This is a genomic window from Streptomyces sp. NPDC057428 (genome assembly GCF_042803195.1).
Taxonomy (GTDB): Bacteria; Actinomycetota; Actinomycetes; order Streptomycetales; family Streptomycetaceae; genus Streptomyces.
Map to the genome: position 1 here is coordinate 27743 of NZ_JBHVCT010000015.1, position 13609 is coordinate 41351.

Here is a 13609-nt window from a genome sequence, read left to right on the forward strand (position 1 = left end):
AGTCCGCACGCTCGTGCCCGTCACGACCCCACTGTCGGGCGGAACGCACCGGCGCGCCCGGCGAGGACGCCACGCGGCTGCCTCGTGCCGCGCCTCCCGGCGGCCCGTCCTAGGCTGGCGATGACCGCACGCGAAAGGAACGGGAGACCATGAGCCGGACACCGACCCCGGTCCGCGACCTCCGCGACGGAAGCACCGTCCCCGCCGTGGGCCTCGGCACCTGGCCGCTCGACGACGAGGCCGCCGAGAAGGCCGTGGCCGGAGCGCTCGGCATCGGCTATCGGCTCGTGGACACGGCGCTGAACTACGGCAACGAGCGGGGCACGGGCCGCGGTATCGCCCGCGCGGGGGTACCGAGGCAGGAGCTGTTCGTCACGACGAAGGTCCCGGGCCGGCACCACGGCTATGAGGCGACGCTGGCCTCGTTCGAGGAGTCCCGCAGCAACCTGGGGCTGGAGTACGTCGACCTGTACCTCATCCACTGGCCGCTGCCCCGGGTCGACAGGTACGTGGACACCTGGAAGGCCATGATCAAACTCCGCCGGGACGGTCTCGTCCGCTCGATCGGCGTCTCCAACTTCACGGCGGCCCACCTGGACCGGCTGGAGCGCGAGACGGGTGTCCTGCCGGTGGTGAACCAGATCGAGATGCACCCCCTGCTCCCGCAGGAGGAGCTGCGGGCCGTGCACACGGCGAAGGGCATCGTCACGGAGAGCTGGAGCCCACTGGCCCGTGGGCGGCAGGTCCTGGAGGCCCCCGAGGTGATCGCGGCCGCCACCGCCCACGGTGTGACGCCCGGCCAGGTGGTCCTGCGGTGGCACACCCAGCTGGGTGCGGTGCCGATCCCCAAGTCCGCGGACCCCGGGCGGCAGCGGGAGAACCTCGACCTGTTCGGATTCGAACTCACGCAGCGGGAACTCGACCGCATCGGGGCCCGGCCCTCGCACCGCTTCGGCGGGGACCCCGAGACGCACGAGGAGTTCTGACCGGCCGGCGGCCCGCTGTACCGGGCGGGCGGTCGCTGCGCACGTCAGGTCACCGGTTGCGCGGGGTGACCTCCGCCATCCGGGACCAGTCGTCGCCGGGCACGTCGACGTTGATGATCTCCGGAACCTCCGTGACGAGATCGGACATCGTGTCGATCGCCGCCTTGAAGTGTTCCGAGTTCACGTGCGCCACGCCCGCCTCCTGCGAGGCGAACGCTTCGAGCAGGACGAACTGGTCCGGGTTCTCGACGCTGTAGGACCAGTCGAAGAAGAGGTTGCCCGGCTCCTGGCGGGTGGCCAGGGTGAATTCCTCGACGGCGGGGAGCCAGTTGTCCCGCTCGGCGGTACGCACGGTGAACTTGACGGCGATGAAGATCATGGCGGCTCCTGGTCGGTACGGCGGCGTCCCGACAGGGTCCCATATGCCCGCAGGACGGGCACGAACCGGCGCACCGGCCCACGGACCGCTACCCGCCGAGCTCCTCGTGGCGGGCGGTCAGCCGCGCCGCGCCCTCATCGGTGAGCGATCCGAAGAGCCGGAGTCGCGAGATCCCGCCGTCCGGGAAGATGTCGATCCGGACGTGCGAGCCGCGCACCCGCTCCGGCAGCACGAACCGGTGGTTCGTGTCGGGCTGCAGCCGGGTGCGGGGCAGGAGTTCGGCCCACCGCGCGTCCTCCCCACCGCTCACCGAGACCGTCGCCCAGCCCGCCGCATTGCCCTTGAGACAGGCCGTGTCGATCTCCACCGCCCGGATCTCGGAGTCCTCGGCCAGGCGGTAGCGGATCCAGTCGTTGCCCTTGTCCCTGCGGCGGCGGGTCTCCCAGCCGTCGTCCATCTTGCGGGAGCGGCCCGGCGCGATGGTGTTGGTGGCCGGGGAGTAGAAGCGGTCGGAGGCGTCCTCGACCCGCCCGCCGTTCTCCAGGGCCACGAGGTCGAACGTGCCGAGGGCGGCCAGCCAGGCGGGGTCGGGGGCGACCTCGCCGTGGACCCGCAGCCGGGCGATGCCGCCGTCGGGGTGCTGGTTGACGCGCAGATGGGTGAAGCGCCGGCCGGCGTCGACCGCGAAGCCGTTGGCCGCGTGTCCGCCGACAGGTGTACGGGGCAGCAGGGTCGTCCACTCCACTCCGGGGGCCAGGAGGTCCTCGGGGGACGGGGAGCCCGGGAGCGAGGTCGCCTCGACCGAGACGGACTGCGGGTAGTTGCCGCGGAAATGGGCGGTGTCGACGACGATTCCCCGCACGACGCCGGGGGCGCCTAGGCGTACGAGCGCCCAGTCATGGTCCTCGTCGGTGGGGTGCGGTTCGGCGGCGCTCGCACCGCGTCGGCGACGGGTCTCCCAGCCGTCCATGATCTTGCCCTTGTGCCCGAAGCGCTCCGGGTCGAACTCCGCCGGCTCCGGCTTCAGCATGTTCTCGCGTTCGGCGAAGAACTCGTCGTTGGCGGCGATGACACCGCCCCCGAGCCGCCGGTCGGCGAGGTCCACGAGCGAGGTGAAGGAGAAGTCGGCGGTGCGGTAGTCGGCGTACGGGTCGCCGCCCGCGTACGGCCTGGCATCCCCGGTGAAGTGCGGTGTCGCGGTCATGGTCAGTGGTTCCTCTCCAGGAGACGGCCGGCCGGTTCGGCGAGTACGCCGCCCGCCGCGATCCGGCTGCCACGCAGCCAGGTGGACTTGACGACGCCCCGCAAGGTCCGCCCGGCGTAGGCCGTGACCTGGTTGCGGTGGAACAGCCCGGCGGGGTCGACGGTGAAGGTCTCGTCGGGTGCGAGCACGGCGAAGTCCGCGTCACGGCCGGCCTCGATGGCGCCCTTGCGGGTCAGACCTGCGAGGGCGGCGGGTGCGGCGGCCATCCACCGGACGACGTCGTCCAGGGTGTGCCCGCGCCGGCGCGCCTCGGTCCAGACGGCCGGCAGACCCAGCTGCAGGGACGAGATCCCGCCCCACGCCGAGGCGAAGTCGGGCGTCTTGAGGTCGGTGGTGCACGGGGAGTGGTCGGAGACGATGCAGTCGATCGTGCCGTCCGCTAGCCCGGCCCAGAGGGCGTCCTGGTTGGCGGCCTCACGGATCGGGGGGCAGCACTTGAACTCCGTCGCCCCGTCGGGGACTTCCTCGGCGGTCAGGGTGAGGAAGTGCGGGCAGGACTCAACCGTGACCCGCACGCCCTCACGCTTGGCCGCGGCGATCATGGGGAGCGCGTCGCCGGAGGAGAGGTGCAGGACGTGGACGCGGGTGTTGAGCCGCCTGGCGTGGGCGATGAGGCCTTCGATCGCCGCGTTCTCGGCGTCGCGGGGCCGGGAGGCGAGGAAGTCGGCGTACTTCTCCCCGCTCCTCTGCGGGGCGTCGGCCAGGTGGCGGGGGTCCTCGGCGTGCACGATCAGCAGGCCGCCGAAGCCCGCGATCTCGGCCATGGCACGGGCCAGTTGCTCCTGGTCGAGCTCGGGGAACTCCTCGACCCCGGAAGGCGAGAGGAAGCACTTGAAGCCGAAGACCCCGGCCTCGTACAGCGCGCGCAGGTCCTTCGTGTTCGACGGGACCGCGCCGCCCCAGAAGCCCGTGTCGATGTGCGCCTTGGGGGCGGCGACCCGCTGCTTCACCCGCAGGTGCTCGACCGTGGTGGTCGGCGGGAGGGAGTTCAGGGGCATGTCGAGCAGAGTCGTGATGCCGCCCGCCGCCGCGGCTCGGGTGGCCGTCCAGAAGCCCTCCCACACGGTGCGGCCGGGGTCGTTCACATGGACATGGGTGTCGACCAGGCCCGGCAGGATCACGTCGTCGCCGAAGTCCTCGACGCGGGCACCGCCGGGCACCTCGGCGTCGTACGGCAGAACGGCCTGGATCTCCCCGTCCGCGACGGACACCGCTGCGGCGCGGGTTCCCTCCGGGGTGACGACGCGCGTCGAGCGGAGTACCAGCTTCATGTCCGGACCGGGCACCTGTGCTCCTCACGCAGAAATTCAACGAACTGTTGAAGGAGTCTTCACTCGGGGAAGCGGCCAGTCAAGACCTCACCCTCCCCGACGGGCAGTGGCCGGTACGCCACACCGCACCGATTGGACATTTCCACGAAGTAAAAGTTCATTTTCGTCAGGCGGAACGTAGAATGAGCCAGGAGGGGCGTCGCCCGACGTACGCCCACGAGCGGGCCGGACCGTCGACACCAGGACAGAACAGGTTCTGACCGGCAAGGACGCCGCACCGGGAGCAGTGGGCCGATCGGGAACGGCCCGGTAGGCTGCTGCCTTGCCTCCGCTTCGAAAGGACCGTTGACGTGCCGCCGTCCCACGCCAGCACTTCAGACTCCAAGCCCGCCGGTCCCAGTGGCGGGGTCCAGTCCCTCGAGCGCGCCTTCGATCTCCTGGAGCGCATGGCGGACGCCGGGGGCGAGGTCGGGCTCAGCGAACTCTCCGCGAGCAGCGGCCTCCCGCTTCCCACCATCCACCGGCTCATGCGCACCCTCGTCGTGTGCGGGTACGTACGCCAGCAGCCCAACCGTCGCTACGCCCTGGGCCCGCGCCTGATCCGGCTCGGCGAGTCCGCGTCCCGGCTGCTGGGCACGTGGGCCCGGCCGTACCTCCAGCGCCTCGTGGAGGAGACCGGCGAGACGGCGAACATGGCACTGCTGGACGGGGACGAGATCGTGTACGTCGCCCAGGTGCCGTCGAAGCACTCGATGCGGATGTTCACCGAGGTGGGCCGCCGGGTGCTCCCGCACTCCACCGGCGTCGGCAAGGCACTCCTCGCGCACACCCCCGCCGACGAGGTACGCGCGCTGCTGGCCCGTACGGGCATGCCGGCGGCCACCGAGAAGACGATCACCACCCCGGACGGCTTCCTCGACGCCCTCGAACAAGTGCGCAGGGCGGGTTACGCGGTGGACGACAACGAGCAGGAGATCGGAGTCCGGTGCCTCGCGGTCCCGGTGCCGGACTCACCCACATCGGCGGCCATCTCGATCTCGGGACCCGCGGGCCGGGTGACCGATACGGCGACCGAGCGAATCGTGCCCATCCTGCAGCAGATCGCGAAGGAGCTGTCCGAGGCCCTGGCCAGCAGCGGCCCGGCCTCCTGACCTCGCGACCCCTCGGCCGCCGCGACTATGCGAGGCGCGAAGTACCTTCGAGGCGCACCGAGGGCATGAGCCCGCCGGCGCGTACCGAGGACCTGGGCACCCTCCGGCCCTCGGTACGCCTCGAAGGCGTCAGGCGGTCAGGCCTTCGGGGGCTCCCCGAAGAGATCGACAGCGCTCCGGACCTCGCGCAGCCCTGGCGCCAGCGCACTGACCGAGCCGATGGCACCGGCGACCAGCAGCAGCGAGCGGCGTAACCGGGGAACCTCGGGCGCACCGCCGGCCGCCATCGAGTCGAGTGCGGCCAGCTCGTCCTCGGCGATGCCCCGGTCCGGGAACTCGGCTCGATGTCCGGCCAGTTCCCGGCGGAGCCTGGAGACGGCGGTACGCAACTCCATGACCCTCGGATCCTCACCGCTGCCGGTCAACCGCTCCTGCCCCACGCTTCGCAACAAAGCACTCCCCCTCGCACGTCGTCGTGCCGGTGTGTCGACCTGCCCCCCACGGCGGCCAAATGCCTGGGCGTGTCCGTCAGTTAACGCTATGAAAGGTGACGCGCGCCACTCTCCGGACGCGGATCGCGGGTACCTCTGAGGGGTGACGCCCCTTACACGGCCCCGAGCGGCACAGTGGTATCCAGGGCATATGACTCACCCACAACGGATTCCCGTGGTCGCCGGGGTGCTGCTCGCGGCGGGCGGCGGGCGGCGCCTGGGCGGCCGGCCGAAGGCGCTGCTGGAACATCGCGGCCGCCCCCTCGTCGAGCACGCGGTGCGCGCCCTTCGCAACGGCGGGTGCGGCCCCGTCCGCGTCGTTCTGGGCGCCGCGGCGGAGGAGGTCCGGTCCCGGGCGGACCTGTCCGCGTGTGCGGTGACCGTCAACACCCTGTGGGAGGAGGGCATGGGTTCGTCGCTCCGGGCGGGCCTGAGCGACCTGGCCGGGCTGGAGGCGGACGCGGCGCTCGTACTCCTCGTGGACCAGCCCGGGATCGGGCCGGAGGCGGTGGCCAGGGTCCGCTCGGCCTACCGTTCGCGGATGACCCTGGCGGCCGCCGCGTACGACGGGAGGCGCGGCCATCCGGTGCTGTTCGGCGCCGACCGATGGGCGGACATCACGGCCGGCGCGGTCGGTGACCAGGGGGCGCGGGCATACCTGAAGGCGCATCGCGATGCCATCACCCTCGTCGAGTGTTCCGACGTGGCCCAGGCGTACGACATCGACACTCCGGAGGATCTCGGGCACCTTGCGTGAACACGCTGTGCACGGCCTGGCACGCCGGGCCATGAACGCCGGATCTCTGTCGACCCGGAGAATCTCGATATCAACAAAGCATTGAACTTCCACCATGAGGAAACTAATATCCACTGATCAGAGGCGCGCGACACCGCCGCCGCGCCGCTTCCGCACCTGGACGGCACCCACGGCCGTATCTCGGAGCCTTGGCACCCCGTGCCGATCAGGCGACCCGGCGATCGTGGGACGTCGCCCGCGCCGCCCCGCTGAAGGAGTGACAGCTCATGTCCGCACCAGCGCCGTCCCCGCTGGCCATCGTCGACGCCGAACCCCTGCCGAGGCAGGACGAGGTCCTGACCGATGCGGCCCTCGCGTTCGTGGCCGAGCTGCACAGGCAGTTCACCCCCCGGCGTGACGAGCTGCTCGCCCTCCGCGGTGAGCGCCGGGCCGAGATCGCCCGCACCTCCACGCTGGACTTCCTGCCGGAGACGGAGGCGATCCGCGCGGACGGCACCTGGAAGGTCGCACCGGCCCCGGCCGCGCTGGACGACCGCCGGGTGGAGATCACCGGCCCCACCGACCGCAAGATGACGATCAACGCCCTGAACTCGGGTGCCAAGGTCTGGCTCGCCGACTTCGAGGACGCGTCCGCCCCCACGTGGGAGAACGTGATCACCGGCCAGCTCAACCTGATCGACGCGTACAACCGGAACATCGACTTCACCGACGCCACGTCGGGCAAGTCGTACGCGCTCAAGCCCGCCGACGAGCTGGCGACCGTCGTCACGCGCCCGCGCGGCTGGCACCTGAACGAGCGTCACCTCCAGCTCGACGGCACCCCGGTGCCGGGCGCGCTGGTCGACTTCGGCCTCTACTTCTTCCACAACGCGCAGCGCCTGATCGACCTCGGCAAGGGCCCGTACTTCTACCTCCCGAAGACGGAGTCGCACCTGGAGGCGCGCCTCTGGAACGACGTCTTCGTCTTCGCCCAGGACTACGTCGGCATCCCGCAGGGCACGGTCCGCGCGACGGTCCTGATCGAGACGATCACCGCCGCCTACGAGATGGAGGAGATCCTCTACGAGCTCCGCGAGCACGCCTCCGGGCTGAACGCGGGCCGCTGGGACTACCTCTTCTCCATCGTCAAGAACTTCCGCGACGGCGGTTCGAAGTTCATCCTGCCCGACCGCAACCTCGTCACCATGACCGCGCCGTTCATGCGGGCTTACACCGAACTCCTGGTCCGCACCTGCCACAAGCGCGGCGCGCACGCCATCGGCGGCATGGCCGCGTTCATCCCGTCGCGGCGCGATGCCGAGGTCAACAAGGTCGCCTTCGAGAAGGTCAAGGCCGACAAGGACCGCGAGGCGAACGACGGCTTCGACGGTTCCTGGGTGGCCCACCCGGACCTCGTCCCGATCGCGATGGCCTCGTTCGACGCGGTCCTCGGCGCGAAGCCCAACCAGAAGGACCGTCTGCGCGAGGACGTCTCGGTGGCGCCGGGCGACCTGATCGCCATCGACACCCTGGACGCGAAGCCCTCGTACGACGGCCTGCGCAACGCGGTCGCGGTCGGCATCCGCTACATCGAGGCCTGGCTGCGGGGCATGGGTGCGGTCGCCATCTTCAACCTGATGGAGGACGCGGCCACCGCCGAGATCTCACGCTCGCAGATCTGGCAGTGGATCAACGCGGACGTGGTCTTCGAGAACGGCGAACACGCCACGGCGGACCTGGCCCGCAAGGTCGCCGCCGAGGAACTGGCGGCGATCCGCTCGGAGATCGGCGACGAGACCTTCGAGGCCGGCAAGTGGCAGCAGGCCCACGACCTGCTGCTCCAGGTCTCCCTGGACCAGGACTACGCGGACTTCCTGACGCTTCCGGCGTACGAGCAGCTGGGCTGATTGACGGCACGTCAGCACCACACCCCCCGCCGGGCGACGGACGGGGGGTGCGGGGTGAGGCTGCTCGTGGTTCCGCTCGCCGGACCGCCGGCGTTCCTGTTCGCCGGGGTACCGCAGAACCGGCGCCGGTGAGCGCAACCCGGCCGCCCCGGCGGGCTCAGCCCGGCAGCACCACCGTCCGTTGCGCCGAGAAGTCGCCCCACGTCCCGTCCGGAAGCTTGGGGCGGATCTTGAGCGAGTAGCGGGTGCCCGGCGGGTCGGCGAGAGTGAGCCGGTACGTCGCCCGGCCCACGGGCGGAGTGCCGCCCCAGACGATCGTGGTCGTCATCTTCCCGTTCAGGAAGAGTTGGTACGCCGGAATCGTGCCACCGGTGTCCGGCTGGTCCCAGGAGAGGTCGACAAGGAACTCCTCGCCGTCCGGCTTCGTCTCGGCCCGCAGGCCGGTGGGCGCCGTGCTCGCGGGGGCGCCGGGAGCGGACGGGGTGGCAAGGTCGAGGGTGTTGCTGTCCGGTGACGACGTGTCGGCGGCGTCCCGGGCCCGCACGGTGAACGTGTAGACCGTGCCGGGCCGCAGTCCGGTGAGCCGGGCCGTGGTCAGCGTGCCGGAGACGCTGTGGATCCTGGCGTCCTCCTGGTAGATGTCGTACGCCGTCACGCCCAGGTCGTCGGTCGAGCCGCCCCAGGAGAGCGTGACCGTCCGGCTGTCGTCCGCCCTTCCCCGCAACGCGACGGGTGCCGTGGGGGGTTCATCGTCGGCGGGCGTCGGAGCGGGCGTGGTGACGGGGACGGCGGCGCTCGGGCCGGAGAGGTTCCCCGCGGCGTCGCGGGCCCGGACCGTAAAGGTGTACGCGGTCGAGGCGATCAGGCCGTCGACGTCCGTCATGAGCTTCGCGGCGGGCACCGTGGCGACCTTCTCGCCCTCGCGGTAGACGTCGTAGCCGGTGATCCCCCTGTCGTCGGAGGCCCGCTCCCACATGACGTGGGCGGTGGTCGCACTGCCGGCCTGCGCGGTCACCCCCTGGGGGGCGGTCGGCTTCCTGGTGTCCGCTTCGGCGGACCCCGCACAGGAGGTGAGCGCGGTTGTGAGCAGCGCGGCGGAACAGGCCAACGCGGTGCGTGCGTGGGGGCGTTGCACGTGATGCCTTCCATCCGAGAGGAATGGTCCAGACCTATATCCCACGCGAACGAGGGTGCGGACAAGGGGGCGGATCGGAACGTTCCATGACGCCCACGGCGAGTCCGGGACGCGGGAGAGGCCTGGAGGCGGACGCGGACACGCCGGAACCACAGCACGGAAGGCCAGGGCGGCGGGCCGAAAACCGCAGGTCGGGCGCTCGCCCCCACCGACGGGCGACCGCCGGACGCACCACAGCCTGCCGCACCCGCGTGATGCCCGGACCTTTATCGACCCACCCCTGCCGCAAGGGCGCGACACACGGGGGCCCTCTCCACGAAAACCACACTTTATTTGCACGGTCAACATCTCTATGGTCTACTTCCCCCGAACGGAACCAGGAAAATCGTACAATCACGGCGAAAGTCCGGAACCGTTCGCCTGGGCATGCCGCGCCACGCACCCCTGTGGTCACGCGAGCCGCCCTTTCCCTGCCGCACCCAATCCCGGTACTGCGGCCATGACGGCTTCTGCACGGGTGCGTTCACGCGCATCGAATACTGATTTAGGACAAGCAGACAGATGACAGGCACGTCCAGGCGGTCCATTCTGGGCATGGCCGGCTTCACCACGGCAGCCGTCGCCGTAGCGGGAACCGGCATCCTCCGCTCGAACGACTCCGGCAGCGACGCGGTGCTGGCCGCCAAAGCCCTTCCGGGGGTGAGCGAGCCGACACACACGACGCTGACACCGTTCGAGGACCCGCTGCGCATACCTCCCACGCTGAGGCCCGGGAACAAGGGCATCACGGAGGTCGACCTCGTCGAGACCCGGCTCCGGCTGCACTCGCAGATGCCCACCACCCGCCTGTGGACCTACAAGGGACACTTCCCCGGTCCCACCATCGAGGCGCGGCGGGGGCACACGTTCCGGATCGCCTGGAACAACAAGCTGTCCGGCACCACGCCGGTGAAGGCCGTCTGGGTGCACGACGAGGGCCCCGGCCCCGGCCTGCTGCCCTACAACCGCCCGGGCACCCAGGGCTCGTACCCGCGCCCCGAGGTCGACAAGCTCACCGCGTGGACGACAGTGCACCTGCACGGCGGACACCAGAACGCCATCAACGACGGCGCGGCCGAGTACGGAGTCGGCCCCGGCTCCACGCAGTTGGCCGAGTACGCCAACGACCAGGCGGCGACGCACCTCTTCTACCACGATCACGCCATGGCGGTGACCTCGCTCAACGTGTCCGCGGGCCTGGTGGGCAACTACATCATCCGCGACAAGGAGGAGTCACGGCTGGACCTGCCCAGCGGTGACTACGAGATCCCCCTGACGATCCAGGACGTCAACTTCGACACGGACACGAAGGGACGGCTCAACGGGCAGGTCGTCTTCAAGCGGATCATCGGCGGGTCCGGCGCCCCAGAACCCGGCACGCTGCCGTCGGCGCTGTCCGTCCTCGCTCCCTTCACCCTGGTCAACGGCGTCGTCTGGCCGCACCTCGAAGTGGAGGCCCGCGCCTACCGCTTCCGGGTCGTCAACACATCGGACACCCGCATCTACCGGCTCGTCGTCGTCGACGAGGAGACCGGGAAGGCCGTGCCCGACGCGATGAAGCTGATCGGCACGGACATGGGCCTCCTCGGGAAGCCGCAGACCGTCGAGGAGGCGATCTCCCTCTCCCCCGCCGAGCGCGCGGACGTGGTGATCGACTTCGCCGCCTTCCCCGGCAAGCGGCTCAAGCTCGTCAACACCATCGCGGGACAGCAGCCCGGAGCGCCCCTTCCGGACTTCGCCATCCCCTACCCCGAAGTCATGCAGTTCCGCGTCAGCAAGAAGCGACACGCGCCGACCCCTATCCCGACAACGTTGTCAGGATCGTTCCGCAAGCTCAAGGCATCCGACGTCCCGTCGAACGCCACCGAGCGGTTCGTCATGATGGCCTTCGACAGGACCGGCGGGATGCCGCAGCTCTGGGAGATGCAGGAGGTGGCGGCGAACACGCCGCCCGAGGACGGCATCGTGCAGATAGTAATGGCGGGCAGGACCCGGACGCTGCGCCGTACGGCCGCCATGTTCGAGGACACCACCACCTTCTTCGCGGCCGCCGGCACCTGGGAGAAGTGGCACTTCATCAGCGCGGGACCGGCGGAGCTGCCGATCTACCACCCGATGCACATCCACCTGATGAACTTCCAGGTCATCGAGCGTCAGGCCCTGGACGGTTCGGGCCTGGACGTCGCCGCCGGACGGACGAAGAGGCCCCTGACCCTGGGTGCGCAGATGCCCGTGGCGCCCGAGGAGTCGGGCTGGAAGGACACCATCACGGTCACCGCCAACAGCCTTGTCACGGTGGCCGGACGCCTCGCCGACCAGACCGGCAAGGTGATGTACCACTGCCACATCATGTCGCACGAGGACGAGGGGATGATGCGGCCGTTCGTGATCATGCCGCCGGCGGTCCACGAGATCCACGCCATGTCGATGGCCATGAACGGGGCCATGGGAACGGGTGGAACGAAGGGCATGCACTCCGGCATGACGATGTGACACCGGCCCGGCACGGCGTGACGGCGTCACACCGACCCCGCACGGCGTGCCGGACGCCGCGTCACGGGGACCCACGTGGCGCGGCCGGGCCCCGGGCCGGCGGCGAGCTCGCCGTCGGCCCGGGGCGCCCCGGCCACGCCGCGCGGTACCCGTCAGCTGGTGAAGAACTCGGTGATCTGCTGGGCCACCTGGTCCGCGTGCCTCTTGTGCACGTGGTGACCGCCGCCCAGGGTGATGAGCCGGCAGTCGGGGATGAGCGAAGCCATGTCGGCGAGCCTGCCCTGCGGCATGGTGCTCTCCGGGCCCCCCGCGATCATCATCGTCGGGGCGACGATCTGCCCGAGCTCCTCCGCCCACCGGGGATCCGGATCTGCGATCTGGGCCCGGACCTCGTCCACGGCGTTCTCGTCGTAGTCCACCGGGCCGCCCGGGTGGCCGCCGGCGACCAGTTGTCCCGGGAACGGCGGCGGGGTCTCCACCAGCACCAGCCGCTCCACGCGGTCCGCGTGCTCCTCCGCCAGCAGATACGCGACCACTCCGCCCATCGAGTGGCCGACGAGGCCGACCCGGTCGAGCTCGCAGGCGTCGAGGAACTCCAGGACGTCGTCCCGCATCTGCTCGAAGCTGTACTCGTCCGGCCAGTCGCTCTCGCCGTGGCCGCGCAGGTCGACGGCGTACACCCGCCACTCCTCGCCGAGCAGGCCGCCCACCGCCTCCCAGCTCAGGGACGAGCCGCCCAGGCCGTGCAACAGGACCACGGGGGAACCGAACGGGTCGCCCCAGGTCCGGTACGCCAGCCGCACATCGCCGACGTCCACAACAGACTGATCTTCCATATCCCGAACGCTACAGGCGTCTCGCCCCGGCCGGCCCCGGCCCCCGGCCTGGCACGCTTGGTGCGTGAAGCACAGACGTCTCGCCCTCGCCGCGGCTGCGGTCCTCGTCCTGACCGGCTGTTCCGCCTCCGGTACCGGCTCCTCGGAGAAAGGGCTCGACGATCCCGCGAAGAAGGACATCGCGATGCGCCTGGTGTCCAGCGCCGAGAACTCGACGCTGGACTGGAAGGCCCAGTACGGCTACATCGAGGACATCGACGACGGCCGCGGATACACCGCCGGCATCATCGGGTTCTGCTCCGGCACCGGAGACATGCTGAAGGTGGTCGAGCGCTATACGGCCAAGCGCCCCGGCAACGGCCTGGAGCCCTTCCTGCCCGCCCTGCGCGCGGTCCGGGGCGGCGACTCGCACGAAGGGCTGGGCGACGCCTACACCTCGGCGTGGGTAAAGGCGGCGGACGACCCGCTCTTCCGGTCGGCCCAGGACGCCGAGCGGGACCACACCTATTTCGACCCCGCGGTCGAGCGGGCCGAGGCCGACGGGCTGAGCGCGCTCGGCCAGTTCATCTACTACGACGCCTACGTGATGCACGGTGGCGCCGACTCGGCGGGCACCGTCGGCTTCCGCACGATACGCGCCCAGGCCCTCGCCGAGCAGGACACCCCCGCCGAGGGAGGGGACGAGGAGACGTACCTGAACGCGTTCCTGGACGCCCGGGTGGCGGCCATCCGGAGAGAGCCCTCGCACAGCGACACCAGCCGGGTGGAAACCGCGCAACGCGTCTTCGTCCGCCAGGGAAAACTGCAGCTGGAGACCCCGTTGGCGTGGAAGGTCTACGGGGAGCACTTCCGCATCGACGGGAACTGACGACCGATGGTCATGGGTGCACGGGAGGTTACCACGCGCTCCGACCTCTGGTA

12 protein-coding genes are annotated in these 13609 nt (G+C 70.5%); 6 read left to right on the plus strand and 6 right to left on the minus strand.

Features of this window, described 5'->3' with window-relative positions; all coding sequences use genetic code 11:
- Nucleotides 1–149 precede the first annotated feature (149 nt).
- Nucleotides 150–986 (plus strand): aldo/keto reductase, encoded by an 837-nt coding sequence (locus ACFU5K_RS08720; protein ID WP_384058325.1) that lies wholly within the window; start codon nucleotides 150–152, stop codon nucleotides 984–986.
- Between the two features lie 49 nt (nucleotides 987–1035).
- Here ACFU5K_RS08720 and ACFU5K_RS08725 read toward each other — a convergent pair whose 3' ends face one another.
- From ACFU5K_RS08725 to allB, 3 genes are all read right to left on the minus strand, one after another.
- Nucleotides 1036–1365, minus strand: coding sequence for a putative quinol monooxygenase (locus ACFU5K_RS08725; RefSeq protein WP_384058327.1), 330 nt, complete (start codon nucleotides 1363–1365; stop codon nucleotides 1036–1038).
- Between the two features lie 88 nt (nucleotides 1366–1453).
- Nucleotides 1454–2569, minus strand: coding sequence for an allantoicase (alc, locus tag ACFU5K_RS08730; protein WP_384058329.1), 1116 nt, complete (start codon nucleotides 2567–2569; stop codon nucleotides 1454–1456).
- Between the two features lie 2 nt (nucleotides 2570–2571).
- A complete protein-coding gene (allB, locus tag ACFU5K_RS08735; protein ID WP_384058331.1) occupies nucleotides 2572–3915 on the minus strand; it encodes an allantoinase AllB in 1344 nt (447 codons plus the stop codon).
- 335 nt (nucleotides 3916–4250) lie between these two features.
- On the opposite strand from allB, the gene ACFU5K_RS08740 reads away from it, so the two are divergent.
- On the plus strand, nucleotides 4251–5051 hold the full coding sequence (locus ACFU5K_RS08740) for an IclR family transcriptional regulator (protein WP_384058333.1): 801 nt from the start codon (nucleotides 4251–4253) through the stop codon (nucleotides 5049–5051).
- A gap of 137 nt (nucleotides 5052–5188) precedes the next feature.
- Here the strand turns inward: ACFU5K_RS08740 and ACFU5K_RS08745 are convergent, their stop codons facing one another.
- Nucleotides 5189–5491 (minus strand): DUF5955 family protein, encoded by a 303-nt coding sequence (locus ACFU5K_RS08745; RefSeq protein ID WP_384058424.1) that lies wholly within the window; start codon nucleotides 5489–5491, stop codon nucleotides 5189–5191.
- Nucleotides 5492–5693: 202 nt separating this feature from the next.
- Here ACFU5K_RS08745 and ACFU5K_RS08750 point away from each other — a divergent pair, with 202 nt between their 5' ends.
- Both ACFU5K_RS08750 and aceB read left to right on the plus strand, forming a co-directional pair.
- Nucleotides 5694–6299 carry an NTP transferase domain-containing protein gene (locus ACFU5K_RS08750; protein WP_384058335.1) on the plus strand — a complete coding sequence of 202 codons (606 nt, stop codon included), beginning with the start codon at nucleotides 5694–5696 and terminating at the stop codon, nucleotides 6297–6299.
- Between the two features lie 266 nt (nucleotides 6300–6565).
- Nucleotides 6566–8185, plus strand: coding sequence for a malate synthase A (gene aceB / locus ACFU5K_RS08755; RefSeq protein ID WP_384058336.1), 1620 nt, complete (start codon nucleotides 6566–6568; stop codon nucleotides 8183–8185).
- Between the two features lie 157 nt (nucleotides 8186–8342).
- Here aceB and ACFU5K_RS08760 read toward each other — a convergent pair whose 3' ends face one another.
- Nucleotides 8343–9320 carry a fibronectin type III domain-containing protein gene (locus ACFU5K_RS08760; protein WP_384058338.1) on the minus strand — a complete coding sequence of 326 codons (978 nt, stop codon included), beginning with the start codon at nucleotides 9318–9320 and terminating at the stop codon, nucleotides 8343–8345.
- Nucleotides 9321–9881: 561 nt separating this feature from the next.
- On the opposite strand from ACFU5K_RS08760, the gene ACFU5K_RS08765 reads away from it, so the two are divergent.
- Nucleotides 9882–11852 carry a multicopper oxidase family protein gene (locus tag ACFU5K_RS08765; RefSeq protein ID WP_384058340.1) on the plus strand — a complete coding sequence of 657 codons (1971 nt, stop codon included), beginning with the start codon at nucleotides 9882–9884 and terminating at the stop codon, nucleotides 11850–11852.
- A 152-nt stretch (nucleotides 11853–12004) separates the two neighbouring features.
- Here the strand turns inward: ACFU5K_RS08765 and ACFU5K_RS08770 are convergent, their stop codons facing one another.
- Nucleotides 12005–12688 (minus strand): alpha/beta fold hydrolase, encoded by a 684-nt coding sequence (locus tag ACFU5K_RS08770; protein ID WP_384058342.1) that lies wholly within the window; start codon nucleotides 12686–12688, stop codon nucleotides 12005–12007.
- Between the two features lie 64 nt (nucleotides 12689–12752).
- Here ACFU5K_RS08770 and ACFU5K_RS08775 point away from each other — a divergent pair, with 64 nt between their 5' ends.
- Nucleotides 12753–13556 (plus strand): chitosanase, encoded by an 804-nt coding sequence (locus tag ACFU5K_RS08775; RefSeq protein ID WP_384058344.1) that lies wholly within the window; start codon nucleotides 12753–12755, stop codon nucleotides 13554–13556.
- Nucleotides 13557–13609 lie beyond the last annotated feature (53 nt).

Bases quoted from the DNA above. Each gene is read 5' to 3' on its own strand.
- ACFU5K_RS08720 (WP_384058325.1), top strand. From the start codon at position 150: ATGAGCCGGACACCGACCCCGGTCCGCGACCTCCGCGACGGAAGCACC.
- ACFU5K_RS08725 (WP_384058327.1), bottom strand. From the start codon at position 1,365: ATGATCTTCATCGCCGTCAAGTTCACCGTGCGTACCGCCGAGCGGGAC.
- alc (WP_384058329.1), bottom strand. From the start codon at position 2,569: ATGACCGCGACACCGCACTTCACCGGGGATGCCAGGCCGTACGCGGGC.
- ACFU5K_RS08750 (WP_384058335.1), top strand. From the start codon at position 5,694: ATGACTCACCCACAACGGATTCCCGTGGTCGCCGGGGTGCTGCTCGCG.
- aceB (WP_384058336.1), top strand. From the start codon at position 6,566: ATGTCCGCACCAGCGCCGTCCCCGCTGGCCATCGTCGACGCCGAACCC.
- ACFU5K_RS08765 (WP_384058340.1), top strand. From the start codon at position 9,882: ATGACAGGCACGTCCAGGCGGTCCATTCTGGGCATGGCCGGCTTCACC.
- ACFU5K_RS08770 (WP_384058342.1), bottom strand. From the start codon at position 12,688: ATGGAAGATCAGTCTGTTGTGGACGTCGGCGATGTGCGGCTGGCGTAC.